Below are 26,009 nucleotides of genomic sequence, written 5' to 3' on the forward strand. Positions count from 1 at the left end.
GGACGCATAGCTCAGCTGGATAGAGTACCTGGCTACGAACCAGGCGGTCGGAGGTTCGAATCCTCCTGCGTCCGCCACTTCCTTTAGAGAGAAGTGATAACAAACCAACGAAAGTTGGTTTTTTTATGTCTGAAATTTGATGTAAGCATACGGATGCGAACCTCTGAGGTTCGTTGATTACCAATTCTGGCCTGCACCCGCCACTTCCTTTAAAGAGAAGTGATAATAAACCAGCGAAAGTTGGTTTTTTTGTGCCTGAAATATAACCCTCTACTCTCTATTTGATAGTTAAACCGCTCAGCTATTTATCCATCGGTTTATCTCACGTTGTAGGTCAGACTTCAGTCTGAGGATTTCATCGTCTTGCACCCGCCACTTCCTTTAAAGAGAAGTGATAACAAACCAACGATAAGTTGGTTTTTTATGCCCGCAATATAACCCTCTACTCTTTAGTTGATAGTTAAGCCGCTCAGCTATTTATCCATCGGTTTATCTTACGTTTTAGGTCAGACTTCAGTCTGACTACTTCGTCGTCCTGCAGCCGCCACTTCCTTTAAAGAGAAGTGATAACAAACCAACGCAAGTTGGCTTTTTTATGCCTGAGGTATAACCTCTACTCTTTTTTGGATCCGAGAATCCAGCCATTTTTTAGTATGCATGTTATGGCCTACTTTTGTTTACAAAAAAACTTGCCCCCACACCAGCTATAAACTTGATAGCAAAATAGCCTTTATAACTAAATACCGTGTCATCAATTGCTAGCCATAGGAATGATTGATAACTTATTGATTGAGTATATAGAAATATTTAGTAGATAGTTATAGCCTCTAGCTGAACTGATACTAAGGCAAGGAGGCATTCTTGAACAATAAAGAAAAAATAGCGGTGTTCATTGATGCTGATAACGCACCGGCGAAAAAGATAAACAAAATTCTCTCCGAGTTAGCGCGTTACGGTGTTGTAAATATTCGCAAAGCTTACGGTAACTGGAAGAGCCAAAACCTAAAAGCATGGGAAGACGTTCTTCATGAATTTGCTATACAGCCAATTCAGCAGTTTGACTTAACTAAAGGTAAGAACGCAACTGACATGGCATTAGTTGTTGATGTTATGGATGTTTTATATACGAAGGATATTGATATTATTTGCCTAGTATCTTCAGATTGTGATTTTACGCCACTGGTTACGAGGGCGCTTGCTGATGGTAAGTTTTTAATCGGTTTTGGAGAGCGCAAGGCTCCGCTAGCATTTGTGAATAGTTGTTCTCGCTTTCTCTACTTAGATGGTGATAACGAAAAAGAAACTCCCGTTCAAAAACAGAAAAAAAATATTAAGAGCGATACAAAGCTAATCAATCTATTAAGGCAAGCAATAGAGGCCGTAGAAGAAGATAATGGTTGGGCTATGCTAGGGCCGATAGGAACTCACATATCAAATCATGCTTCTTTTGATCAAAGAAACTATGGTTTTTCAAAGCTAAGTGACTTATTTATGGCCATAGACCTGTTTGAAATGAAAAAGACAAATGGCTCAGTACTTTGGGTTAGAGATAAAAAAAGAGCGAAGCAAGTCAGCAAGTTACTGAAAGCGACTACAAGCTAAAGTGAGAATAGGAGGATATTTGATGCCCCTGCAAAATAAAGTAGATCCATGGGGAAACTTGGTGGCGGTTAAAGCTAGAGGGGAGTATTTGGGGAATCGAGGAATATTGCATGATAAAGAAAAGAATATTCTAAAGCCTTGGGCGCATAAAAAGTGGGTAATATGCGAACTTAGCTTTAAGGGTATTAAAAGACGTTTATTTAGCGATAACAAGTATTCCGAATTATTCTTTTTAGATGAAGCGACTGCTCTAGCGGCAGGGCATAAACCTTGTGCTCATTGCCGGAGAGCTCGTTACTCTGAATTTAAGAAATTTTGGCGGCAGGCCAATGGTTTAAGCGAGCTTGAATCACTCTCATCTGAACAAATGGATAGTCAGTTACATAAAGAAAGAGTCAGTTCAGAGCGAACAAAGAAGACATTTGAAGCGAGCTATGGAAGTCTCCCTGATGGGACATTTATCGAGTTGAATAACGGAGCACACCTTGTCTGGGAAAATAATATCTATAGATGGTCGTATCAGGGCTACTCCCGAGTAGAAGACAGCATAGCTAAGAATCAGTTAGTAAAAGTTATCACCCCAAAAACAATTGTTCGCATGTATTCATCTGGTTTTAAACCTTTCGTACATAAATCAATACGTGATGTACAGTTAGGTTAATTTTTTTGACTTTTGAATCGCAGTGGTGCGCTTGGTATCTGAGTACACTTAGACCTGCTACTGCTTATTCTTGAGATATAATCGGCAGAATGAAAAGTGACCTTTCAAGTGCTAGTGACAGAAGAAAACCTTACCTAGAAGAAAGGAGCTTTCGCACACTGAATTTAAGGAGGTGTACACTTTTGCTTGGAGGTCTGCATCTCCTTCACTTCTTTTGAAGAGGAGGTCATATGAAGTCACTTAGAATTCTAGATTGTACTTGCTTCTCTTTACTTAATAGTTAAACCGCTCAGCTATTTATCTATCGGCTTATCTCACGATGTAGGTCAGACTTCAGTCTGACAATTTCGCCGTCCTGCACTGTTTTCTTCCTTTATCTACCTTTTGTCTCAATGCGAAAATGGCGCGTCAGGTGGGATTGTGCTCTTGCTTGTTTGTCACCTACCTATGTCAATAAACTAAAGCTTCGATCCAAAGTTATTGCCTAGAGCAGGTTACAGCTCGTTAAGGCTAAATTGAAATCATGACCCATCGACGATGTATTGTTAAAAAGGAATAAAGTATTCCTTTTTGTTGTTTGTTTTTATAATATTTTGATAGGATGAATTTAAGCCATTTATTTAACCTGTGACGGTTGCGCCCAATCGGCGCGCTATCAAGGTGATGCGGAGCATAACAATGACAAAAACCCCGGTATCGATAGTGTGTGCGTTAGTTTTAGGTTGTACATTAGGTGCAGGGCACAGTGTTGCCCAGCAAAGTGTTGCCCAACAAAGCAATTACGCCCCTTTTGTAAGTGATGTGCCTTTAGTTCAGCAACCTATGCTTAATCCTGAATTTTGGTTGCAACGCCAAAGTGACAGTAAACCGCTGATGTCGCAGTCGCAAATCCAAGCCTTCAATCGCAGCCTCATCAATAATAACCCTTACATTATCGACCCCCTAGCAATGCCTGATACGCTCTCTGCTAAGGCGTTACGCAGTTATATCCGTAACACCAGTAGTACGCCTTCAAGTCCTCGCTTTTATGTTGATGGCAAGCAACTTGATCGGGCCGATTTTGCGCGTTATCACGCCAATACCAATATTGATGCTGTGACTGATAGTAACCCGGTGCGCTTTGGACTGATTGTTGAGCGCACCTCATTGCGTACCTTCCCAACCGCCGACAGGGTGTTAAACAGTGAAATGGATGCCGACTTAGATCGCTTTCAAGAAACCGGGGCGTTTCCGGCGGAGCCTGTCGCTGTATTGCATGAAAGTGCTGATGGTCAGTGGTATTTGGTGGCAGCCTATAACTATACCGCTTGGGTCAAGCGCTCCGCAGTGGCGGTAGGTGATAAGAACCGCATCCGTACCTTCACTCAAGCTGATGACTTTATTGTAGTGACCGGTGATAAAGTAGAAACCACCTATGTTCCTAATGAGCCGCGTGTTTCCGAGGTACAATTGGATATGGGTGTACGCTTGCCGCTAGCCCCAAAAGAGCAGGTTAAGCACCTAACTCATGGGCAAAATAGCTTTGCCAGTTATATTGTGACATTGCCTGTGCGCAATGACGATGGCACCTTGAGCTTTGCTCAAGGCTTAATACCGCGCAGTGCCGATGTGCATTTAGGTTATTTGCCGCTCACTGCGCACCATTTAATAGCCCAAGGGTTTAAGTTTTTAGGCGAGCGCTACGGCTGGGGACATGACTATAATGCCCGTGACTGTACCGGCTTTGTCGGTGAAATTTATAAGGCCTTTGGCGTGTGGATGCCGCGTAATTCATCGTGGCAGGGTAAAACCGATTACGGCTACAACTGGCGCTTTGATAAAGACAGTACTGAGGCACAAAAGCGCGAGGTTATCGCGCAAATGCAGGTGGGCGACCTTATTTACATCCCTGGCCATGTAATGATGTATATAGGTTCATACCAAGGCCAACCTTATGTCATTCACGATGTGAAAGGTCTAGGTTATATCAAGCAAAATGGCGAGTTTTACGATGGCGAGCTCAATGGCGTGTCGGTAACGCCCCTATTACCCTTGCACCTAAATAGCACCACTTCTTACCTTGAGCGCACCTATGCGATTAAGCGCATTGCTCAAGGAGCAGAGCAATGATCATTCAGTCTGTGCGTTTTGCACGCTTATCGGTGCCCTTGCATACGCCATTTAAAACGGCGCTGCGCACGGTGACGCATATTGATGACCTAGTGCTGATTATTGACACTCGATGTGGCCGCCGAGGTTATGGTAGTGCACCCTCAACGCCTGTTATCACCGGCGACACTCATCAATCGATACTAAGTGTTATCGAGCAGGTCCTTCAACATCAGCTTATTGGCCAGCACATACAAGATATCAATCGCTTATGTGATGACCTAGCGGCGGCAGTGGTGGGTAATTATTCCGCCAAAGCGGCGTGTGAAATCGCCCTCTATGATTTATGGAGCCAAAGTTTAGGTGTGCCGCTTTATCAGGCTCTGGGAGGGCACCAAAGTGAACTGAAAACCGATGTCACCATCAGCGTAGATAGCATAGATAAAATGCTCAGCGACTGTGATAAGGCACTGAGTAACGGTTTTGATGTGCTTAAAATTAAAATTGGCAACGAGCTTGAGCAAGACATTAAGCGGGTGCAGGCCATCGCTGCTCATGTCGATAGCAAAGCGTCTTTACGTTTAGATGTGAATCAAGGCTGGGATGCCAAGCAAAGCGTGCGTGCACTGCAAGCAATTGAAAGCCAAGGTATTGTACTGGAATTGGTTGAGCAACCCGTGCCAGCTCATGATATTGATGGCCTGTGCTACATCAGTGAGCGCGTGCAATCGAAGATTATGGCCGACGAAAGCGCCTTTTCTGCTAAACAAGTGCTTACCCTATTGGCGCGCGGTGCCGTTGATATCATTAATATTAAATTGATGAAAAGTGGCGGTTTAAGCCGTGCAATTCGCATTGGTGAGGTTGCGGCAACTTATGACTGCCCGTGCATGATTGGCTGCATGCTAGAGGGCAGTATTGCGGTATCGGCAGCGGCTCACCTGGCTGCAGCAAAGACACGGCAAATTAGTCTCATTGATTTAGATGGTCCGGCTCTGGGGCAATATGACCCCATCCAGGGTGGCACGAGGTTTTCGGGCCCTGTGATCAGCCTTAATCAAACCGCCGGGCTTGGTATAGCGGCGATAGACGGCCTTATCGAACTAGCTGATGGAGTATGGCAATGAATAACACATTATTAAGCTTGCTACTGCTAATAAGTATCTTAATGAGCGGTGGCGCCGCATCTAAGCCACAACCCATTACCCTGAACAACCAGCAATTGGTGGTGGTGGTAACTGACTCATGGACCGATATACAAGGCGACATGCTCTTATTTGAGCGCAGCGAACAAAAGCGCTGGCAGAGGGTGGGCGAGCCCAGTGCCGTGGTCATTGGTCGTACTGGATTAGCATGGGGCCTGGGTTTGCACCCCGCACAACCAGGTCAACAAAAAGTCGAAGGCGATGGTAAAGCACCCGCCGGGATATTTGCTTTAGGTGAGGCCTTTGGTTACTTACCGTCGCTGAAAACCGGGCTTGAATACCAGGCCATGGATGCCGGCGATTACTGTATAGACGTTAAAGGCTCGCCCTATTATAACCAGATGGTCAATACGCGGGAGGTGGGGAGCCAGGCCGTTGAAGGCTCATCTGAAGCCATGCGTCGAGATATACACAGCCAAGATGAGCTATACAAAAAAGGCGTTATCGTCGCGCATAACCCTGACAATATAGATGGTGCCGGCAGTTGTATCTTTATGCATTTATGGCGTGCCGCAGATAAGCCCACAGCAGGGTGCACGGCAATGGACGAGGCGAATATGGACCGTTTACTAGCCTGGCTCGATCAACGCAAACATCCGCTGATGGTGATTCTACCGCGTGTGGAATATGCTCTCAAACGTGCACACTGGCAGCTGCCAGCACTGCCACGATAGGCGTATACGGTTATGAATGCGCATTATCAACCTCTGGATTGGCTGGTCTTTGCCGCCTATGCCTTACTTATCGGCGCCACCGCTTGGTGGTTTAACCGCAAAAAAGCCACCACTAGCTCAGAGTATTTCCTCGGTGGTAATGCGATGCCCACGTGGATGGTGGCTGTCTCGGTGTTGGCCACCTCGCAGTCGGCGGCGACCTTTATCGGCGGTCCAGACCAAGGTTATCAGGGGGATTTATCTTATTTAGCGACCAACATTGGCGCCTTTATCGCCGCTATCATTGTTGCCAAGGTGCTGATCCCGCGCTTTTATCGCTACCGAGTGTACACCGTGTACGAGTTGCTGGAGCAGCAAATTGGCCCCAAAGCCAAACGCAGTGCGGGCTTAATGTATTTATTTGGGCGCGTGTTTGCCAGTGGCGCGCGGCTGTATATGGCGGCCATTGCCGTGGCGATGATTCTTTATGGCAATATTGCCGCTAGCAGTGTGATCATGGCCACCTTAGTGCTGGTTTTGGTGGGCTTGCTATACACAGTGTTTGGCGGCATCCGTACAGTGATCTACTCAGATGTGATCCAATGTGCCGTTTACACCGGCGCTGCCCTATGCGTCATTGTGAGTTTATGGCTGGCGATCCCAGCCGACTTCAGCACCGTGATTGAAGCGTTGCAAAACCCCGCCCCCGGGCAGCCTTCGAAGCTAGCACTGCTAAAGTTTGAACTCGATTTTAGTGCCAGCGGGGTATTTAATATATGGTCGGTGTTTACTGGCTTTGTGCTGCTCAATATTGCCGCCTTTGGTCTTGACCAAGATATGACCCAGCGGGTGCTCACCTGTAAAGACGCTAAATCAGGTAGCCGTGCGATGCTATTATCCATCGCCTTAGTAATCCCGGTGATGTTGCTGTTTATTATTATTGGTTTGCTGTTGTTTGTTTTCTACCAACGTCCAGACATTATGGCGCAAGGGGGGGCTAGCCAAGGCGTGGGGCAGTTCCAAGGTGAGAAAATCACGGTGTTTATGCACTATGTACTTAACGAGATCCCCGCAGGTGTGAGGGGGTTGGTTACCATAGGTATTATTGCGGCGGCTATTTCTACGTTGAACTCTGGGCTAAGCTCAATGGCATCGGTATTAGTGCAAGATTTATATAAACCTTGGCGGCAAAAACGCAAACCAGATCAACACGATAGTCACTATGTGGTGGCCGGACGCTGGGCCATGTTAGTGGTGTCTCTGGCGCTGGGAGGGATGGCGGTTATTTGCTATTTTTGGCAGCAATACTCGCAAATGCCGTTATTAAAATTTGCCCTCAGCGTCATGGTGTTCTCTTATTCCGGATTATTAGGGGTGTACATTAATTCGGTGTTTTTCCATCGCGGCAGCGAGTCATCGGTGTTAGCGGCACTGGTTATTGGCTTTGTCGCCACCTTATTGATGCAGCCTTATGTGCAAGCGGCGCTTTTGCCAAGCGCTTGGCACTTTAACCTCGGATTTACTTGGCAGTTGTGTTTAGGCACCTTACTTGCCACGTTAGTCTGTGCCTTGGGTCGCCCCAATAGGCGGAGCAGCCATGAATAATTATGTGTTAGCCGTTGATGGCGGCGGCAGTAAAACCGCCCTAGCAGTATTTAATCGCAATGGCGAAATGATTGCTTCTGAACAAGGTGCAGGGAGCTCATTGAGTTACGATTTACAGTTGAGCTGTGAGCGGATGACGCAGCAAGTGGCAAGCATTATGAACACTACAGCCATACCGGCGCACCATACCCAGTGTATAATAGGTGTTGCTGGCGCTGGGAATCCGTATAATCGAGCCGCATTGCTGCAGCGTTTAGAGACATTCGCTTTTGCTGATACCCGTGTGACCTCGGATGCCGTGACCGCTGCCCTGGGCGCTAATTTAGGTGCGCCGGTGGCTTGCGTGGCATTAGGGACCGGCTCGGTGGGCGCGCGTTTAGATAGCCATGGCCAGTTACAGCTCGTCGGCGGCTGGGGATTTACACTGGGCGATGGTGGCAGCGGAGCGCGATTAGGGGCCATGGCGGTACAAGCACTGATGCAGGCAGTAGACAGGCAGCAGCCGCTACATGGGCTGATAGCCACTATAGCTAAAGAGGTGGGGGAGACCCGGGCCGATATCAGTGCCTGGGTGCGCCAAGCCACAGCCAAGGAGTTTGCCACGCTCAGCGAGCGAGTATGGCCGCACGCTAATCATTGCTCCATTGCTACCCAGATCCTTGCTCGGCATAAAAGCGCGGTGCTGCAGCTTATTGCTGATACTCGCCAAGATACTGATCTTCCGGTGATGTTACTGGGTGGACTGGCAGACAAAAGCAAGCAGTTACTAAGCGACAGCGAACAACGAATTATTATGCCAGCACGCGGCAATGCCTTAGATGGCGCCTGGGTGCTGGCAACACAGAATATACAAGTGGAATAACTACATGAGTTTACTGGATGATCAACGATCGAAATTATTACATGAGCTAAATAGCATCGTGTCGGAAGGGCAAAACCCTGAGACCCTCGATATCGATTTATTAGCGACAGACGATATCTTGTATAAGCTCAATGATGAAGACCACAAGGTTGCTCCAGCAGTACGCGCCATTATCCCGGATATTGCTAAAGCCGTGGATGCGATTGTGCATGCCTTTAGCAAAGGGGCGCGGCTGATCTACATTGGTGCGGGCACCAGCGGTCGGTTAGGTATTCTTGATGCATCCGAATGTCCGCCGACATTCAGTGTTGACCCCAGCCAAGTGGTGGGCATTATTGCCGGTGGCGCTAAAGCGATTCAAACCGCTGTCGAAGGAGCTGAGGATAATGCCGAACAAGCTATCGCCGACCTTAAAGCGCATAACCTGTGCGCCGACGATGTGTTAGTGGGTATTGCCGCCAGTGGCCGTACCCCCTATGTGGTATCAGCACTGAATTATGCCCGGCAATTAGGGTGTGTGACAGCGGGGATCAGCTGCTCGCCCAATGCCCCAGTCCTGGAAGCCGCACAGATCCCATTGGGGGCAATCGTAGGCCCAGAAGCGCTTGCCGGTTCGACTCGATTGAAATCAGGCTCGGCCCAAAAGCTTATTCTTAACATGTTAACGACAGCAAGTATGATCCGCAGCGGCAAGGTGTATCGCAACCTAATGGTCGATGTTAATGCCAGTAATGACAAGCTTAAAGCGCGCGCGGTACGCATTGTCATGCAGGCGACAGAGTGCACCGCAGAGCAGGCGGCTGAAGCCTTGATGCGCAGCGAGCACAGCGCCAAACTCGCGATTTTGATGCTACTCAGCGGCGTTGATGCGCGCCAGGGTAAAAGCATGCTAGCCAAGCAACAAGGCTTTTTACGTGCCGCCGTACAAGGTAAAGATCATGATTAGAGCGTTGGCGCTGATACTGGCCTGTACCGTCGCGCTTATGGGCTGTGCGCAGACACACAAGGAGGACGGCGCAATTCGCGTGGGCGCTGAACAATTCGGCAAATATGCTCCCTTACTTGCAGGCAAGCGTGTTGGCCTGGTGGTGAATCAAACCTCGCGGGTACAAGGTAGCCACTTGGTTGACTTTTTGCTGGCGCAGCAGGTGAATGTAACCACTATTTTTGCGCCTGAGCACGGCTTTCGTGGCGATCATGATGCCGGAGCCCATGTTCAATCTGGCGTAGATGCACGCACCGGTATCCCCATCGTTTCCATTTATGGCGCCAACAAGCAGCCTGCTGCGCAAGAGATGGCAGACATCGATGTGGTGGTGTTTGATATTCAAGATGTCGGGGTGCGATTCTACACCTATATCAGCTCCATGCACTATATGATGCAGGCCAGTGCTGATGCGGGGGCTGAGTTTATTGTTTTAGACCGGCCGAATCCGAATATTGCCTATGTTGATGGGCCCATTCTCGACCCTGACTTTCGCTCCTTTGTAGGTATGCATCCCATTCCCATCTTACATGGTATGACTGTGGGCGAGTTGGCACAGATGATTTTAGGAGAGGGCTGGCTTAATAGTGATGCGCAGCTACAGCTTAGTGTGGTGCCGGTGGCGCACTATAATCGCACTATGAAGTATTCGTTGCCCCTCAAGCCGAGTCCTAATTTGCCTAACGACCAAGCCGTTGGTTTGTATCCATCATTGTGTTTTTTCGAGGCGACCCCGGTGAGCATCGGCCGAGGCACTGACCTCCCATTTCAAGTGATGGGCCATGACAGTGTCGCATTAGGCGATTTTGCTTTTCGCCCCCGCAGCATTGTTGGCGCAGCGGCATCACCGAAGTTACAGGGCAAGCTGGTCAAAGGAGTCGACTTGCGACAAAGCTCTGTGCGTGGTTTGGATTTGACGTGGTTGATTAGCGCTCAGCGGCAATTTGCGCAAGCGCAGCAGGTGCTATTTACCCGCCCTGACTTTATGGACAAACTTGCCGGTACCGATAAGTTACGTCAGGCCATTACTGAGGGGCACAGTAACGAACAAATAAAGCAAAGTTGGCAGCAACCCTTGCAGCAGTTTAAACGCCAGCGTGCTCCATACCTACTTTATCCTTGAATTTATTGCATATTCGCTGAGTTCTTGTACCTTTTTTAGGTTGGGCATGATACACAGTTGTTGGCAAACAATAACAAGGGATCAATCATGCCTAAACGCTTTCTATTGTCCATGGCCGCCGTTACCACGGCGCCCGTGTTCGCGGCGCAATGTGATTTGGCTGGGCCGCAGTCACCGCGCGATATTAACCTTCGCGAGGGGAGTAATCCGGTGCATTTTGCATCAGCTCCTAACTATAATGAGCTCAACCTTTGTAATATCCATTTCCATAAAAATGCTGAGCATCGCGCCGCAGCCTTTTCGGTGACCGCTCACTCCAGCCCAGCGAACACTGGCTATCAGTGCCAATTGAGTAAAGCGCTTGCTGAGCACGAAAAAAAGCCATTGCTTACGCCGGCCTGTGATAATCTACAAAGTGGCGATACCATTGAGGTGCATTGGGTGTATAGTTCGGCGCGGGTTTCACCAGGGCCAGGCTTGGGTAGTTGCGTCAGTACCGCTAGCGCGAACCCCGATTTGCGCGTTGAAGCCCAAGTATTCACCCTGGTGAATGACACCGGCGCCTTAAACTTTACCGAGATGACGCGCATCGTCCAGTGTCACGGCCGTTACCAGAGCAATGAAATTCCACACGACAGTGGCGAGCCGGTGCGCTACCTCGGGTCCACCACTGGGCCCAGTTATTCGCAACATCAATGCTCGCCTTATCAAGTAAGTTGGTCGGTGCGTCCGCATTGTCGCAAGCTTGATATTCATAGCTTGGCTAAGTGGTGTGAGGGCAACCCCTTTAACGAGCATCAGGCGCACGGGGTGCGCCAATTAGTGATTGATAGGCAGCAGTTATCAACGATTGATGATTAACTTTCGCGGAACGCTTTAACCACATCGTTAGAGTGTTCCAGCAACTTACGCCCTGGACGTGTGGCTTGCGTCAACGCGATAAAGACAATGTCGATGACAAAGTCTTGCGCGGTACGCGCCAAAATCGACGATAAGCGAATAGACTCTTCCTCAGCGACGGAGTAAAGATTAACGGTGGCGCAATCGGCCACTGGGTTGGCGCCAAACTTAGTGACGGCGATCACTGGGCAGCCATTGGCTTTGGCCTGACTGGCTGCTTCTGCCACTTCGCGGGTTTTCCCGGACTCACTGATAGCGACGACTAAATCGTCTTTGCCTAGGGTTGATACGTAGGCCAGCTGAGCATGACCATCGGCATCGGCGATAGCGGCAATGCCGAGCTTTTGCAATTTAAAAGCAAAGTCTTTGGCCACCAATGCCGAGCCACCGAGGCCACATAAAGCCACACGCTTCGCGTTTTTTAACAAGCTGACCGCTTGTTCAACCGCTTCAGCCTCATTGAGGTTTTTAGTTTCACTCAGGACCGCCATTTTACTGCTGAGCAGCTTTTCTGCTATTTGCTCTAGGCTATCATTTAAGGTGATTTTACCGTGCAGCTTAGGTGCGGGTGTCTCGGTGTTTAGGGCATCAATTACCGCGAGCTTAAAGGCCGGAAAGCCTTTATAGCCGAGCTTTTGAGCAAACTTCACAACGCTGGATTGGCTAACACCAACCACCTTGGCCAGCTCAATAGAGGAGAGGTCGCGAATGGCATTAGCAGAATTAAGGGTGAAGTCCGCTAATTTTGCTTCACTGCTAGAAAACGATTTACGCAGTGCTTTGATTTTTACAAATGTCGACATAAGAAGGTACTTTATTGTTAGATTATATTGGTGCTAATGAGCGCTTATGGGCTCATCGAATGCACACTTACAACGACGTTAATTACAGTGTAACCCGATATTCCTACACAAAGGAATAAATAATTTGATATACACTAGTACCTATATCTTTACTTTGGCAACCGTACAAACGGCCATAACCGAACATAATTTAAATCAATGAATATTGTTTTCGTCTATTTTTAATTGAGTGAAATAAAATATTATTATACTGTGGTCATTATTTGTATTAACCCAGTGCCTAGGAACAGGCGGGCAGCAAAACATAATGTAGGCTGATATGAATTTTCCATACTTTGATACGCCAATGCGAACGTGCTTAGTGCTGCTAATGTGCATGGCTTCCCTTAGTTGCGTTAACCACTACCCCATGAAGCCGTCACACAATTATTCAAAACGCATTAAGTTTTTGGTGATGCATTATACCGCCATTGATTATCAAAAGTCGGAGCGGGTATTGGTTGATGAAGGTGGGCTCAGTGCCCATTATCTGGTGCCACAAAGTGGCGATGCGAGTTATCAGCGCAGCGAGCTTGAGGTGGTGCAATTGGTGGCTGAGCAAGATAGAGCTTGGCATGCTGGTAACAGTTTTTGGCAAGGTCGCAGCGATTTAAACGATCATTCCATTGGTATTGAAGTGGTGAATGTACCGCGCTGTACTGCGGCTGAGCGCACCGCCAAGGCCGCAGCAGGGCAAGAGCAAAAGCTGTGCATGTACCCCGATTACGACCCACAACAGGTGCAGTTATTGATTGCCCTGAGCCAAGATATTCTTTCCCGTAACCCGGATATTGGACCAACACAAGTTGTCGGTCACTCCGATATTGCGCCTGGGCGCAAAAGCGATCCAGGCCCGCGCTTCCCTTGGTATCAATTATATAAAGCCGGCGTCGGCGCTTGGTACAAACAAGCGGATGTCGAGCATTATTGGCAGCACTTCAGTACCGCAGCGCCGACGACCGCCTTGATGCAGCAAGCACTGCGTGATTATGGCTATGGTGTTGACGTTAGCGGCCAGCTAGATAGAAAAACGGTAGCAGTTATCAAAGCCTTCCAGGCTCACTTTCTGCCGTGGCAGGTGCATGGCCAAGCAGATGGCAAAACGGCAGCGGTGCTGTTCGCCTTATTACACCGCTATAAGCCGGATAAAGCCCAAGCACGTTTTCGTGACTATCAGGCCTTGAATACAGCGCAGCCAGCAGCCAGTAAACGTTTGGGTCATGAGCAGCTGTTGGCGAGCTATCCCGCAAAGGCGCTGAGCTCGCGAAAAGATGTCAACAACAAGTACCGCTTTAAGGCGTACCAAGGCCGTGGCGAGATCATTATTGATAACGTGAATGCCGTTGCTGCTGAGCTTGTCGTCAATGGCCAAACTCTGAATATCGCAAAGCCACTAACGGCGGATACCCAATACCGTTATTCGCTTAGTAAGCGCACCCGCACCGGGGTGAATAGTTTGCATATTAAGTCGGTAACACCAGAAGATGCGCAACTGCATATTCGTATTCCTGCGCCGGTGTTAACGCAGCGCTCAACACCTAAACGTTTCGAACAGGTTGATGCGCTGATTAATGCTGAAATTGAGCAAGGGTTTCCCGGAGCCGTGTTGGCGGTCGTGCACCAAGGGGAATTGGTTAAGCTTTCGGCTTATGGTGATGCGCGTAAATATCATGATGGCGGCGAGATGATGGCCACACCGCAGCCCATGCAAACCGATACCTTGTTTGATATTGCCTCGAACACGAAAATGTTTGCCACCAACCTGGCGTTGATGCATTTGGTATCGCAAGGGCGCTTGGATGTCTCATTGCCGGTGAGTTTTTATTTGCCCGAATATCGCGGTCAAGGGCGGGAGTTACGGCTAGTCAGTGATTTACTCGAACACAGCGCTGGCTACCCTGCTGTGGTGGACTTTCATCGTCGTGATAACCAGCTTGGTGAGCAATTCTATTCCATTAGTAGCGACTGGACCAAGCAGCTTATTGTCCAAGGAGTGCCTTTTACGGCGATGCGCAAGCAACGCCACCTGTACAGTGATATTGACTATATGTTGTTAGGGTTGCTGGTGGAGCGCATCAGCGGTATGCCCTTAGATGCATATGTTGAAAGCCGGCTCTATGCGCCCCTTGGGATCACCTCAATGATGTTTAACCCGCTGCAAAAAGGGGTGTTAGCACAGCAAATTGCAGCCACCGAAATTCAGGGAAATACGCGGGGTGGGCGGGTGCACTTCGAGGGCGTGCGCGATTACGTATTACAAGGTGAGGTGCATGATGAAAAAGCTTTCTACTCACTTGCTGGGGTCGCAGGCCATGCTGGGCTATTCGCCGATGCCAAAAGCCTAGCGCAATTGTGTCAGCTACTGCTTAATCGCGGCACTTACGGTGAAAAACAGCTATTTACTGCGTCGGTGCTGGATCAGTTTACTAAACCGAGTAGGAGCGACGAAAGTTATGGCTTGGGTTGGCGCCGAGCGGGAAATGGCGCACGTAAATGGCACTTTGGCCCTTATGCCAGTGCGCAAGCGTATGGACACACAGGCTGGACAGGCACAGTTACGGTTATCGACCCAGAATATGATTTAGCCGTAGTGCTACTGACCAACGCCCGGCATAGCCCGGTGATGGGCACTGAGCAGCAGTATCAGTTTGTGGGTAAACAGTTTGAGACCGGCCAATATGGTTCGGTGGTCACTCGCGTTTACGAGGCTATACTTGGATTGTAGTGAACTTCAACGACTAACACAGGATGCCCCTGCCAGGGCACCTGACCCAAATGGCATCGTTTAGGTGCCATTTTCTTTTTCCTCCAGCGCCGCAGTCATTTGCTAATTCAATGCATTCGTTATTTAATAACTGGCTAATTATTTTACTTACCCAAGGAAGAGACATGCCGATTAGGATTGCATGTAAGTCCAGTCCGTTCGCTATTTATGAGCCGCGTGAGCTGGAGATAGGATGACTAAACTTTCACACTGGCTGTTATTAATGTTGCCGCTGTTCGCGCACGGCGCAGAGCTGCGCCCCTTTACCACTGATGGTTGTAGCTTGTTCCCCGATGGTACCCTAACAAACAGCGTTAAGTGGCAGCATTGTTGTATTAGCCATGACTTGGCCTATTGGCAGGGTGGAACTCAGACACAGCGCGATGCCGCCGATGCTGCATTAGCGCAGTGTGTGCGCGATTTAGATGAGCCTGTAATCGCTACTTTGATGCATATCGGTGTTCAGCTCGGTGGTGGGCCACTTTATCCAACTTGGTATCGCTGGGGCTATGGCTGGCCTTATGTTCGCAGCTATGGAGCATTGACGATTGACGAAAAACAGCAGGTGCAAAAGCGATTGGCAGAGTTAGTGCCTGACGGCTCACTACCTAAAGCTCCCTCCGATGAGGAGCGACCATGACAGAGAAATTTGCACGGCATTTGGGGATTGTTCTGGGCGCTCTGTATGGCCTCGGCTTTCGGCTGTTATGGGAAGTAGAAGCGCTACAATCACTGGGTAGTTTGGTGACCCTGTCGTTTATGTTCTTAGTCCCTTTTGTGATCGGGTTTATTCGTATTTATTGTCAATGTAGGGTCACTCCTTCGCTGTCTTATACAAAAATGATTACCCTAGCGTGGCAGCCTATTTTTGTATTTTTATTAGTCAGTGTCGTGACCTTATTGGAAGGCAGTATTTGCGTGGCCATGGCGTTACCCGCGTTTATGTTATGCGCGAGCCTAGGCGGATTGGCGGCAGGGTTATGTGTGCGCTTGATGCATCGTAAAAAGCGTGGCGCCTTATTCAGCATCGTCGTTTTACCTGTGATTGTTGCCCCGCTAGAGTTGCACTTTTTAACTAGTTCAGCCACCTATGTGATTGAAGACAGTATTGATATTAACGCTCCAGCGGCAGCGGTTTGGCGACAGCTGGCAACGGTATCAACGATTGAGAGTAATGAGTTACCCACCACCTTCGCATCACTCATTGGCGTACCTAAGCCCATCGCCGCTGATATGTCTGGCCAAGGTGTGGGCGCTGTGCGTACCAGTCACTGGCAAAAGCAGGTGCAATTTAATGAAGTGATCACTTCATGGATCGAAAATCAGCAAATGACCTATCGTTTTGATATTGACCCAGAGCGTATCCCTGATAACGCCTTGGATAAACATGTAAAACTTGGTGGCGAGTACTTTGCCCCACTTGATGGTGGTTATTTTATAGAAGTACTTGATAGTAAAAGAAGTCGTTTAACGTTACGAACTCGCGTTGAAGACAACACTCATTTTGGCCTGTATTCGCGCCTATGGGGAGAAGTCATTTTTCATGATTTTCATACTTCATTGCTACAGCTTATGAAAACCAGAGCGCAAGCTGATTTTGCTGAACATCAAAGCTAAAAAAAGCGCCGCAGGCGGCGCTTTAAGTGGTTGCTGGGGGGAGCTTAGAACTCGACTTTGACCGACAGTTGAACTCGGCGAGGGCTATAGTATTGGCGCGGCTCAGCGAAGTTTTCGTCATCAAAATAGGGATTGTTGTTATACCCAGTTTGACGGTCAAAAACATTGAAAATATCGGCGCGAAATTGCATCGCCACATCGTTATACACCGTGAATTCTTGAGTGTAGTTGAGGTCTAACTGCCAATGACTGGCGCTACGGCGACTGCCGGCGGGCTCGGCATAGCGGCTGGTATCGCTAGCATAGCCGTAGGGGGTGCCATGCCACTTTTCCCAAGGCTTACCGGATTGAAACACAAAGTAGGCACCGACGTTAGCATCCCAAGGGGTGGTGTAATAGCCATAGACTTTAAATAAGTGTGGCTTATCCCCGGCTAGGGTGCCATAGCGGTAATCCCAAGGGTAACGGCCGCGACCGTCACCATAAAATGACGAACCGACGAAGTTATTGGCATCGTTGGTCGCTGTGGTGTTGTCTTGGTCAAAATTACCGTAGTAATGACTCCACACATAGGAGGCGTTGACATAGGTGTTATCGCCCATGTATTCAGCTTCAAGACTGGCTTCCCAGTATTTGGTTTCGCCTCCCGGCACTTCGGCGATAACATAAGAAGAGCCACCAATTTCCTCGCGAATGGCATCGAGATTATCAATGAAGAGTCCTTGCTCGGCGATATCGGCAGGAATGCCTGGCACATCAAGGCCACTGTAATCGGTTAATCTGGCGTTATTGGGCATATCTTCCCAAAAGTGCATGCCTCGGCGGTGACGCACATGGGCGCGTACCACCAAGTCACTGCCAATGTATTTGGTTGTACCCACGGTGAACTCATTAATACGCCGTGGTTTTAAGCCTTTCTCGAACGCTTTACCTGATGAGCCACCGCGTGGCTCGGCATAAATAATATTGCCATTGCTATCGAATTCGATTTCTTGCTCGCCACGGGTATTACGGTCCCACGATGCAGCACGAGCCAGTGAGCTAGTATCGGGGTTATACATGGCAAAGTTGGCAAATACCGAGTCTTCGCCTGCATAATTCCAAGTGACGCCGAGGCGGGGTTGCACCATATCGGCCCAGTCGGTCTGGTACATTTGATATTTATTACCCGGGGCTAATTCATACCCAGAAACCGTTCCTGATTTTGCTCTTAACCCTTGGCCATAGTAGGTATCTTGGCTGAACATAACGCCAATGTTGTAGGTCCAATCGCCGATTTCAATGGTATCGTTAATTTCAAAGTTAAGGGTTTCGGTGCTCGAGATAATAGATGGCACCGTGTCGCCTTGGTTATCAACTAGGCTCATTTGCTCAACGAAGGCGCGGTAAATCACCGGTGTGCTACTGCCTTGCTCTAAGCTTTCGTCCAAGCCGCCAACGTATTCTATACGGCCCCAACCATTTGATAAGCGAGTGAGCACTTCCTCACCTTCAGACCATTGGCCACCGAAGTGTAGAGTGTGGTAGCTGTCGCCCCAACTAAATTCATGGTCGAGGGCGAGCTCGAAGGAGTCGCGGTAGAAGTCTTGGCTATCATAGCGATAATACGCACCAACACCGCCGCCGCCTTTTTTGACACCATTTTCGCTGTATCCATATTGTTCAATAAGCGTATTCGCAGCGCTATTAAAAGCGGCTATTTGCTCTGCGGTGTAGCCTGAGTCAGCATCCAATGGTGTGGGGACACTAAAGTAACCCATTTGCTTAAGGTTATTGATATCGAGTTGCGCCGATAGCGAAGGCTGTACGCTAAGCTCTGTATCAGGGCGTGAGCCGCTTTCTAGCTCAAACTTACTGTATTGGAACGAGAGTGTGGTGGCCGAGCCGACCAGCCACGAGCCATCAACAGTGAAAATATCTTGGTCGGTTTGCCCGCCCACCGAGACGCTGTCGGCTTCAAACTGACCGATGGAGTCGCCCTCAAGGGTTTTCTCTGACATCCGCTGCGAGATATTAAACAGCAAGTCGTCAGTAGGGGCCCAGGTCAGCTTACCAAAGTACTCATCGCGCACGCTCTTATAGTTCTTTACCTCGCCATAAGCAGTGCCCTTGTTGCTGCGCTCTTCCTCCGGGCGATAGTAAGAAGTGTAGAAATACAGCGTATCTTCAATCAGCGGGCCGCCTAGGCTGGCGGTCAGCCAGCTTTTATCGAGCTCATAACTTTCCTCACCAACAGGGCTCGCCACGAGGCTTTTAGGCTGCACTTTATATTCTACGCCGCCGCGAAATTCGTCGGTGCCAGATTTGGACACGGTATTGATAGCAAAGCCTCCGGAGCGGTTAAAATCCACAGCCTTAGCACCGCCGCGATCCATGGTTACGTACTCAATATCATGCGTCGAGGGCTCGGAGGCGAGGTTGCCGAACATCGGCAATGAGACATTGACGCCGTCGAAACCATAAGAGTTATCGACCCCAGATCCGCCAGCTGAGGGGCCAAGGATGGAGTTTTCAGAAAGCTCAACACCGGGGACCAATTTCAGTAGATCGCGATAATCTTGGCCGATGGGGACGCCTTCAATGGCGCTTTCTCCTAAGGAGTTGGTCAACGATGAATTACCCTGACGGTATAGCCGACTGCCAGTAACGGTGATCACTTCGGTGTTGCTGCCGGTCATGCTCAGCGCCACATCTATCTTTGAGGTTTGCTCCAAGAGCACTTGTACCGTCATACGCTGACTGGCACCGTCTTTATTGGTAAAGGTCAGCTCGTAAGTGCCCGGTTTGAGTTGCGGGAGGTCATAGCTACCATCTGCTCGGGTTACGGCTCGTCGCGGTTTCGGCATGACGTTACTGGTGGCGATGACCGTGACTCCGGCCATGGATTGGTCGGTTTGCTCGGCAATCACCTTGCCTTTGATGCCACCGGTGAGCGCCGCCAGCGCTGGGGCGCTAACAAAGGCTGCAGCGATTAAAGTGGAGGTGAGTGCCGTTTTTGGTGCGCGCAGCGCCAGGCCAGTAGCCTGTGTTAATGCGCTAAGGCTAAACCCGGATGTGATCTGTTTCATTGTATCCCCGTCCTTATAATAAATTATTTATCGGTTGGACTTTTACCCTGTGATGTTTAAGAGCAACGTCAAATGTTGCTTAACTATTAAACAAGTGTTGCCATCATTAATCAAGAATAAAATTTTCTAACTATTCTTTAAAGTAAAAATAAAATATATAAAAGGAGTCGCGCTTAAGCACCTGAGGTGCCCCTGGGCTTCTGTAGGTTATCTATATAAAAGTTATAAGTATGAATTGATTAGAGCCAAGTAGGCTTGGCTCTAGGATTATAACCAGGAGGGCAGGGTATCCATGGCAATAAGAGTATCGTAATCGATACGCTCGCGAATAATACTGTATTGATCATCCTTTACCAGTACTTCTGGAGCATTAAGGCGGGAATTGTAATGTGAGGCCATCACCGCACCATAGGCGCCTGCGCCCATAATCGCTACCAAATCGCCACTTTGGCACTGGCCAATAGTGCGGCCTTTGGCAAAAGTGTCCCCCGTTTCACACACCGGACCGACAATATCATAAGTGACCTTCTGCGTTTGCTCGGTGACCGTGACAATGTGATGATAGGCATCGTACATACTGGGGCGAATAAGGTCATTCATGGCCGCATCTAAGATTAAAAAGTGACGTTGTTGTCCGGTTTTCACATACTCAACACGTGACACCAACACCCCGGCATTGCCAAGTATTGAACGCCCCGGCTCGACGATAATTTTGCAACCAAGATGGCCTAAATGGGCTTTGGCAAAGCTAGCATAGGTGGTGATATCTGGCTCTTGGGGTTGCTCTCCATAGTTGATCCCGAGCCCGCCGCCAATATCGATGACCTGAATATCAATACCGTGATGCTGCAAGCTTGTCACCAGGTCAGCAACTTTACTAAAAGCCTGGTCAAACGGGGTCAGCTCGGTTAGCTGCGAGCCGATATGTACGTCAACACCACTCACCTCGATGCCCGGCAGGCTAGCGGCCCGTTTATACAGTGCAGGAGCTAAGTCTATGGCGATACCGAATTTATTCTCGGCCATTCCCGTGGTGATTTTGGCATGGGTCTTGGCTTCAACATCCGGGTTAACACGAATCGAGACCCGCGCGCGTTTGCCCATGCTTTGCGCTTGTTCGCTGATGCGCATCAGCTCCGGCTCGGATTCTACGTTGAACTGTAAAATGTCCTGCGCCAAAGCGTAGCGTATTTCGGCAACACTTTTGCCGACGCCGGCAAAGACGATTTTATCAGCGCTGATCCCGGCGGCTAGGGCACGCCGTATTTCGCCTTCAGAGACAGTGTCGGCACCGGCGCCTAAACGCGCTAAGGTCGCCAATATTGCCTGATTGGAGTTGGCTTTTACGGCATAACAAATTAAGCTATCCAACCCTGCAAATGCGTCACTGTAGCGCTGGTAATTGCTGGCAATCGCTTTACTGGAATAACAGTAAAAGGGCGTTGGCACCTGCTGAGCAAGCGCTTCTATAGCAAGGCCTTCGACTTGCATTTTCTGACCCACGTAGGGGAAGTAGGGAAGTGGATGCATAACTAAAAAATTACAGTAAATTTAAAATTAATTGAATAATCTATGCTCATTTGCAAGACTATTCAAGCTTTATAAGAACAAGGATAACAACATGTCTTGGTATTCCATTTTGCCGCCATTGATTGCCATTGCAATCGTATTCTGGCGCAAAGAGGTCATAATGGCGCTGTTAGTCGCGGTGGCCTCTTCGGAGTTTTTGCTTGCACTCCAGGGTGACGGTAACACACTTTTCTTCACTTTTATTAATACTATAGAACGTGTGGTGGCAACGGCGTCCTCTGCGGGGAATAGTCGCGTGCTGTTATTCAGTATTCTTATCGGTGCACTGCTTGCTTACATTCGCGAGTCTGGCGGGGTGGCGGCAACCGTAAACCTGTTAATAGGCAAAGGGGTGGCAAAGTCAAAGCGGCAGGTGGGCTTTTTGACCATGTTTTCCGGTATTGCCGTATTTATCGAGTCAAACCTCAGTGTCTTAACTGCGGGGATCCTCTCACGCGGCCTATTCGATAAATTTAAAATGAGTCGGGCGCGTCTGGCCTATATTATTGATAGCACCAGTGCCCCAGTGTGTATCTTAATCCTGCTTAATGGCTGGGGCGCTTATGTGCTGGGGCTGTTAGAAAACTATGAGCTGGAGCAGTCTGCGGTGTCTATTTTATGGGGCAGCATTGGTTATAACTTTTATGCCATTATCGCTCTATTGATCGTGGCCTACACTATCGCCTTCGATAAAGTACACGGACCAATGAAAGTGGCCGAGCAAAAGCTGGAGCGCCTAGAGGTTAACGAAACAGCTGACAAAGGCACCAAAGCACGCTTTATGTTGGTGCCCTTGGCGACATTGATTGTTTCTATGGTTGGCTTTATGTTCTGGACTGGTAATGGTGATATAGCCAGCGGCAGCGGCTCGAAATCGGTGTTGTATGCGACTATTTTAGCCTGTGTTGTTGCTTATTTCTTACTCAGTACAAGCCGCCAATTCAGCCATCATCAATTGGTGGACATGGGCTTTAAAGGCATGGGAGAGCTATTGCCATTGGTGGCCATTGTGTTGCTATCGATGACCTTGGGCGCGAGTTTAAAAGAGCTCGGTACAGGGGTGTTTGTTGCTTCACTGGTAGGCGATTACCTGCCGTTGGTATTGGTGGTGCCAATGCTGTTTGTAACCGGCGCGGTGATCTCCTTTACCACCGGCACCTCGTGGGGCACCTTTGCTATTTTAATACCCATAGGTGTACCGCTGATCCAAGCGTTAGGATTACCGCCTTCATTGGTGATAGCCGCTATTTTAGGGGGTGGCGTGTTCGGCGATCACTGCTCGCCAATTTCTGATACTAGTGCGGTGTCTGCTATTGCTTCGGGCTCCGATCTGCTCACTCACGTAAAAACGCAAATGCCTTACGCTTTATTCGGCGGCGCGTTAACCTTTATTGCTTACCTATTGGTGAGTTTCATCGTTATTTAACAACTAGGCCCATAGCCAATGACTGTGGGCCAGTGTTTATCCATAAGTGATAGTACTTTGCTCGCAGCGCTTGCTATAATCGCTGCGTTTTTATATCTGTGGTTGCCCTTATGAAGTTACAGCAAATCGATAAAGCGCGTTATAGAAAGCATTTAAACCGAGTTTTAGCTGCCTGTATTGGTGCCTTGGTCTTGGGGAGTCTCGGCATTGCGCGATTACTGATTATCGCTTTTCCCAGTGCATCCGGCAGTCATTTTCACTGGAATTTGCTCGGCGTGATTATCACCTGTGTGGCCATTGCCTTGGTACTTAAACGTGTGCAGCACCACCCGTATTTGCGAGAAGTGCTGTATGTATGGCACTTAAAGCAGGCGCTGAATCAGATCACGCGCCGCCTGCGTAAAATTAAGGCGGCGGCGGAGCAAGGCAATGTCGAGGCCATGCATGCCTTGCAATTCAGTTATTCTGGTTCGCGCCAGCTTTGGCAACTTGACGATAACACCATCACCATGGATGAATTAGCACTGGAGCAGGCCAAACTTGACACCTTAGCCGAACGTTACCAAGTTGAGCCCAGCGCGGAGCGTTATCACAGCAGCACCCTTAAGCAATTTTAAGCTTGGCTAAGCACACTTAGGTGTGCCCGCTTGGCCTACCTTGCGAAGCGCTAATAGCAGTGCGTTAATAACTGCACACAGTGCCCAAATAGCCCACCAAGGGGTATCCCAAACAAAGGTATAGCGCAGCAAAGCCAGTACCGCGAAATAGCTGATCACCGAATACTGTAACCACAGGCCAAACTGGTGGCTGAAATGCGTTGGCGCATAAAGCACAGCTTTGCGGCCAAGATGTAAGCTAGCAACTGCCAAGAGCGCGACCACCAGACCCACTATCACAAATGATAACCACACCATCCACTGCGCCCAGTCGATGACTAGTGCTGATTTAGCCGGCCCCGACCATAGTGCATCCCAACTAACAGTAATGATCAGTGCCGCACTCAGTAATTTGGGGTCTATACTAGGGGCGTGCTCGCTATTGCTGCGATACTCACTGAGCAAGTAATAACCTACAAATATGAATGCGATAATTCCGACAATTGGAGTGAGTACGGGGACTTGCTGCACGCTAAAATAAGCCGCGAGGTAACCAAGCATAGGAAATACCGTATGTGTTGGTGTGACCCCCGCTATCCAAGTGAATACGCTACGCCGACTCGTGAGCTGCTTGGCTTGGGTTAGGGTGGCGATGGCGACATCAGCACCAATTCCTAAGCCCATGAGCAGACTTGCTAATACAAAAGCTTCTATGGGTGTGCCCATCACTCACTCTCCTGAACAGTAGGCGTGCGGGCTTCATCGCGTCGCTGAGCATGCTCCCAGTCTAGGCGCATATCCCATACGTACCGATGTTGCTCTTCGAGTGGCGCCTGAGATTCATCTACTTGCTGTAATACGTTAGTGGCTTTGGCAATGGTTGCATCACGGCCAAATAAATAGCTCTGCTCAGCGACAATTGTGCGATACGCTTTATTTAGGTCCAGTGCTCGCCGTGGTGAGGGAGTGATCAACTCATAAATGCTGTCGATGGCTGTCACCTTAGCTTTATTCACACTGTCATCTGAGTTGAACCAACGTCGCAGCATTTCTTTGTTCTGTCGGAATTCATCGCCACCTCCCACTCGTTGAAGGTAAGTTAAAAACTCGCCTTGGGTTTCACCAATATTGGGTGCATCGTGCATACTTGCCAAGTTTATATAGCCCCAACCTTCTCGTCCTGTGACTTTGCGTGGAAAGGAAAAGGTTTGATCAAACGTCGCTCCCACGGTTTTATGGCAGCCGTTGCAAAATGCCATTTCCTGGATATCTTGGTGGCGTAGTTGTCCTTGCTCATCTTCGATATAGCCATTAATGGTCCACCCAAACATATTATTAATGCCTTTATCACCCAATGGTCGAGTGCGTGGCAGTTTCTCGAAGTGCTTCTCTTTCGCCTCACTGTAATAGAAAGAGGCCAAGCGTGCTTTTGATTTAAAGTTGTGTTTGCGCATGTAGCGTACTTCTTTCATGCGTGGTGCATTATAAATACGCCCTTGTGGGTCCACGCCAATGTAACGCACGGTGTGCAAAAACTCAGTATCTTGAGGGTAGAGCTGGTAAGCCAACTCGATATCTTGGGCATCGCCTAAGTAGTGACTGCGTTTGCTAATAGCGTGTATTTGCTTTTCGAGCCGGTTGTTGCCGTTAAGATCTACACCGATCGCTTGCTCGGAGATAGAAGGCGTACTCAATTGCTCTAAGCCCTTGATGGCCATCTCCACTAAGCTGAGGTTGGCAATGTATACATCTTGATTATATTGCCCGTTAAGTTCACGAAAGGGGGCACCGAGGCGGATCATCACATCACCGGTGGAGCCGTTGGTGGGCCAAAAGGTGCTAGGGAAGGGCTTGTAATTAAACGCAACCCAGTGGCTTTTGTCGCGAGCAAAACCTAGCTTATCAAAGGCTTGCTGCGGATAAGCAAGGTTTTGAATATGCGCTATTTCACCTTGCCACTCGCTGTCGGCCTGCAGTTTTTCAATAAATGGCGAATAGTTATCTTCGTTAATCCACTGCTTTATTTCTTCATCGGAAATAGATGCGATCATCTCACTGCGGTCAATAAATAAATTACGCCAATGATTCTTCATTCCCAAATCCGAGAACTGGTATTCACCTTGCAAATTACCATCATTCATTTGGTTCGGACGTTTGCTGTCTTGGCGGTCTGTCTGATGACAGGCGTAGCAAGGGTTATGTTTACCTTGTGTTTTAGTGTAGCACTGCGGCGGGATCACCGACTCAGGGTTATACACTGCGCCATGCTTTAAATAGGCGGTTGCCGGAATTTGCTCTGTGGGCTGGTAGGCAAAGTCTTCGCCCTCACTGGTAGTTGTGGTCGTTAATAATGGTTGCGTACGCTGTTGTTCCGAGCATGCACACAGCAAAACAGCCAGTGCAAGGGCCAGCGCCGAGTTAAATTTCATCATAATGGCACACC

General features: G+C 48.8%; 20 protein-coding genes and 1 tRNA gene. 16 read left to right on the forward strand and 5 right to left on the reverse strand.

Annotated elements, in window-relative coordinates; all coding sequences use genetic code 11:
* From EXT46_RS17760 to EXT46_RS17810, 11 genes are all read left to right on the forward strand, one after another.
* A tRNA-Arg gene (locus tag EXT46_RS17760) sits at window positions 1-77 on the forward strand.
* A gap of 784 nt (window positions 78-861) precedes the next feature.
* Window positions 862-1,602, forward strand: a complete 741-nt coding sequence (locus tag EXT46_RS17765) for an NYN domain-containing protein (protein WP_022943326.1) — start codon at window positions 862-864, stop codon at window positions 1,600-1,602.
* Window positions 1,603-1,624: 22 nt separating this feature from the next.
* Window positions 1,625-2,263 (forward strand): hypothetical protein, encoded by a 639-nt coding sequence (locus EXT46_RS17770; protein WP_022943325.1) that lies wholly within the window; start codon window positions 1,625-1,627, stop codon window positions 2,261-2,263.
* Between the two features lie 678 nt (window positions 2,264-2,941).
* Window positions 2,942-4,372 (forward strand): SH3 domain-containing protein, encoded by a 1,431-nt coding sequence (locus EXT46_RS17775; RefSeq protein ID WP_130148911.1) that lies wholly within the window; start codon window positions 2,942-2,944, stop codon window positions 4,370-4,372.
* Complete coding sequence (locus tag EXT46_RS17780; protein WP_130148913.1) at window positions 4,369-5,478, forward strand: dipeptide epimerase; 1,110 nt, start codon at window positions 4,369-4,371, stop codon at window positions 5,476-5,478. The genes EXT46_RS17775 and EXT46_RS17780 overlap by 4 nt, the downstream gene beginning before the upstream one ends.
* Entirely contained in the window at window positions 5,475-6,230 is a 756-nt protein-coding gene (locus EXT46_RS17785; protein ID WP_240701162.1) for a L,D-transpeptidase family protein, read from the forward strand. The genes EXT46_RS17780 and EXT46_RS17785 overlap by 4 nt, the downstream gene beginning before the upstream one ends.
* A 12-nt stretch (window positions 6,231-6,242) precedes the next feature.
* The gene (locus EXT46_RS17790) at window positions 6,243-7,814 is read left to right on the forward strand and encodes a sodium:solute symporter (protein ID WP_130148917.1); all 1,572 of its coding nucleotides are present in this window, start codon (window positions 6,243-6,245) and stop codon (window positions 7,812-7,814) included.
* Window positions 7,807-8,676 (forward strand): BadF/BadG/BcrA/BcrD ATPase family protein, encoded by an 870-nt coding sequence (locus tag EXT46_RS17795; RefSeq protein ID WP_130148919.1) that lies wholly within the window; start codon window positions 7,807-7,809, stop codon window positions 8,674-8,676. Before EXT46_RS17790 ends, EXT46_RS17795 begins: the two co-directional genes overlap by 8 nt.
* A 4-nt stretch (window positions 8,677-8,680) precedes the next feature.
* Entirely contained in the window at window positions 8,681-9,622 is a 942-nt protein-coding gene (gene murQ, locus EXT46_RS17800) for an N-acetylmuramic acid 6-phosphate etherase (protein ID WP_130148921.1), read from the forward strand.
* 37 nt (window positions 9,623-9,659) lie between these two features.
* On the forward strand, window positions 9,660-10,784 hold the full coding sequence (locus EXT46_RS17805) for a DUF1343 domain-containing protein (protein WP_240701168.1): 1,125 nt from the start codon (window positions 9,660-9,662) through the stop codon (window positions 10,782-10,784).
* 87 nt (window positions 10,785-10,871) lie between these two features.
* Window positions 10,872-11,645 carry a delta-class carbonic anhydrase gene (locus tag EXT46_RS17810; protein WP_130148925.1) on the forward strand — a complete coding sequence of 258 codons (774 nt, stop codon included), beginning with the start codon at window positions 10,872-10,874 and terminating at the stop codon, window positions 11,643-11,645.
* On the opposite strand, the gene EXT46_RS17815 is transcribed toward EXT46_RS17810, so the two are convergent.
* Window positions 11,642-12,487, reverse strand: coding sequence for an SIS domain-containing protein (locus EXT46_RS17815; protein ID WP_022946440.1), 846 nt, complete (start codon window positions 12,485-12,487; stop codon window positions 11,642-11,644). The genes EXT46_RS17810 and EXT46_RS17815 overlap by 4 nt on opposite strands.
* A gap of 409 nt (window positions 12,488-12,896) precedes the next feature.
* On the opposite strand from EXT46_RS17815, the gene pbp4b reads away from it, so the two are divergent.
* The 3 genes from pbp4b (at window position 12,897) to EXT46_RS17830 (ending at window position 16,907) form a co-directional block, all read left to right on the forward strand.
* Window positions 12,897-15,251, forward strand: coding sequence for a penicillin binding protein PBP4B (gene pbp4b, locus EXT46_RS17820; protein WP_240701163.1), 2,355 nt, complete (start codon window positions 12,897-12,899; stop codon window positions 15,249-15,251).
* Window positions 15,252-15,483: 232 nt separating this feature from the next.
* Window positions 15,484-15,930 (forward strand): FAD-binding oxidoreductase, encoded by a 447-nt coding sequence (locus EXT46_RS17825; protein WP_130148929.1) that lies wholly within the window; start codon window positions 15,484-15,486, stop codon window positions 15,928-15,930.
* Window positions 15,927-16,907, forward strand: a complete 981-nt coding sequence (locus EXT46_RS17830) for a hypothetical protein (protein ID WP_130148931.1) — start codon at window positions 15,927-15,929, stop codon at window positions 16,905-16,907. Before EXT46_RS17825 ends, EXT46_RS17830 begins: the two co-directional genes overlap by 4 nt.
* Before the next feature lie 44 nt (window positions 16,908-16,951).
* Here the strand turns inward: EXT46_RS17830 and EXT46_RS17835 are convergent, their stop codons facing one another.
* The gene (locus EXT46_RS17835; protein WP_130148933.1) at window positions 16,952-19,975 is read right to left on the reverse strand and encodes a carboxypeptidase regulatory-like domain-containing protein; all 3,024 of its coding nucleotides are present in this window, start codon (window positions 19,973-19,975) and stop codon (window positions 16,952-16,954) included.
* 267 nt (window positions 19,976-20,242) lie between these two features.
* Complete coding sequence (gene lysA / locus EXT46_RS17840; protein ID WP_240701164.1) at window positions 20,243-21,466, reverse strand: diaminopimelate decarboxylase; 1,224 nt, start codon at window positions 21,464-21,466, stop codon at window positions 20,243-20,245.
* Window positions 21,467-21,596: 130 nt separating this feature from the next.
* Between lysA and EXT46_RS17845 the strand changes: the two genes are divergently transcribed.
* Window positions 21,597-22,970, forward strand: coding sequence for a Na+/H+ antiporter NhaC family protein (locus EXT46_RS17845; RefSeq protein ID WP_045978496.1), 1,374 nt, complete (start codon window positions 21,597-21,599; stop codon window positions 22,968-22,970).
* Between the two features lie 110 nt (window positions 22,971-23,080).
* The gene (locus EXT46_RS17850) at window positions 23,081-23,587 is read left to right on the forward strand and encodes a DUF3087 domain-containing protein (protein ID WP_130148937.1); all 507 of its coding nucleotides are present in this window, start codon (window positions 23,081-23,083) and stop codon (window positions 23,585-23,587) included.
* Window positions 23,588-23,593: 6 nt separating this feature from the next.
* On the opposite strand, the gene EXT46_RS17855 is transcribed toward EXT46_RS17850, so the two are convergent.
* Window positions 23,594-24,292, reverse strand: coding sequence for a manganese efflux pump (locus EXT46_RS17855; RefSeq protein WP_130148939.1), 699 nt, complete (start codon window positions 24,290-24,292; stop codon window positions 23,594-23,596).
* The gene (locus EXT46_RS17860) at window positions 24,292-25,995 is read right to left on the reverse strand and encodes a hypothetical protein (RefSeq protein ID WP_130149009.1); all 1,704 of its coding nucleotides are present in this window, start codon (window positions 25,993-25,995) and stop codon (window positions 24,292-24,294) included. The genes EXT46_RS17855 and EXT46_RS17860 overlap by 1 nt, the downstream gene beginning before the upstream one ends.
* Window positions 25,996-26,009: the final 14 nt, after the last annotated feature.

This window comes from Pseudoalteromonas sp. CO325X, from assembly GCF_004208955.1.
In the GTDB taxonomy this organism is placed as follows: domain Bacteria; phylum Pseudomonadota; class Gammaproteobacteria; order Enterobacterales; family Alteromonadaceae; genus Pseudoalteromonas; species Pseudoalteromonas ruthenica.

Coding starts and splice junctions, on each gene's coding strand:
- EXT46_RS17770 (WP_022943325.1), top strand. CDS start 1,625: ATGCCCCTGCAAAATAAAGTAGATCCATGGGGAAACTTGGTGGCGGTT.
- EXT46_RS17825 (WP_130148929.1), top strand. CDS start 15,484: ATGACTAAACTTTCACACTGGCTGTTATTAATGTTGCCGCTGTTCGCG.
- EXT46_RS17835 (WP_130148933.1), bottom strand. CDS start 19,975: ATGAAACAGATCACATCCGGGTTTAGCCTTAGCGCATTAACACAGGCT.
- EXT46_RS17810 (WP_130148925.1), top strand. CDS start 10,872: ATGCCTAAACGCTTTCTATTGTCCATGGCCGCCGTTACCACGGCGCCC.
- pbp4b (WP_240701163.1), top strand. CDS start 12,897: ATGAAGCCGTCACACAATTATTCAAAACGCATTAAGTTTTTGGTGATG.
- EXT46_RS17845 (WP_045978496.1), top strand. CDS start 21,597: ATGTCTTGGTATTCCATTTTGCCGCCATTGATTGCCATTGCAATCGTA.
- EXT46_RS17850 (WP_130148937.1), top strand. CDS start 23,081: ATGAAGTTACAGCAAATCGATAAAGCGCGTTATAGAAAGCATTTAAAC.
- EXT46_RS17855 (WP_130148939.1), bottom strand. CDS start 24,292: ATGGGCACACCCATAGAAGCTTTTGTATTAGCAAGTCTGCTCATGGGC.
- murQ (WP_130148921.1), top strand. CDS start 8,681: ATGAGTTTACTGGATGATCAACGATCGAAATTATTACATGAGCTAAAT.
- EXT46_RS17830 (WP_130148931.1), top strand. CDS start 15,927: ATGACAGAGAAATTTGCACGGCATTTGGGGATTGTTCTGGGCGCTCTG.
- EXT46_RS17780 (WP_130148913.1), top strand. CDS start 4,369: ATGATCATTCAGTCTGTGCGTTTTGCACGCTTATCGGTGCCCTTGCAT.
- EXT46_RS17815 (WP_022946440.1), bottom strand. CDS start 12,487: ATGTCGACATTTGTAAAAATCAAAGCACTGCGTAAATCGTTTTCTAGC.
- EXT46_RS17790 (WP_130148917.1), top strand. CDS start 6,243: ATGAATGCGCATTATCAACCTCTGGATTGGCTGGTCTTTGCCGCCTAT.
- EXT46_RS17860 (WP_130149009.1), bottom strand. CDS start 25,995: ATGAAATTTAACTCGGCGCTGGCCCTTGCACTGGCTGTTTTGCTGTGT.
- EXT46_RS17775 (WP_130148911.1), top strand. CDS start 2,942: ATGACAAAAACCCCGGTATCGATAGTGTGTGCGTTAGTTTTAGGTTGT.
- EXT46_RS17785 (WP_240701162.1), top strand. CDS start 5,475: ATGAATAACACATTATTAAGCTTGCTACTGCTAATAAGTATCTTAATG.
- EXT46_RS17795 (WP_130148919.1), top strand. CDS start 7,807: ATGAATAATTATGTGTTAGCCGTTGATGGCGGCGGCAGTAAAACCGCC.
- lysA (WP_240701164.1), bottom strand. CDS start 21,466: ATGCAAGTCGAAGGCCTTGCTATAGAAGCGCTTGCTCAGCAGGTGCCA.
- EXT46_RS17805 (WP_240701168.1), top strand. CDS start 9,660: ATGGGCTGTGCGCAGACACACAAGGAGGACGGCGCAATTCGCGTGGGC.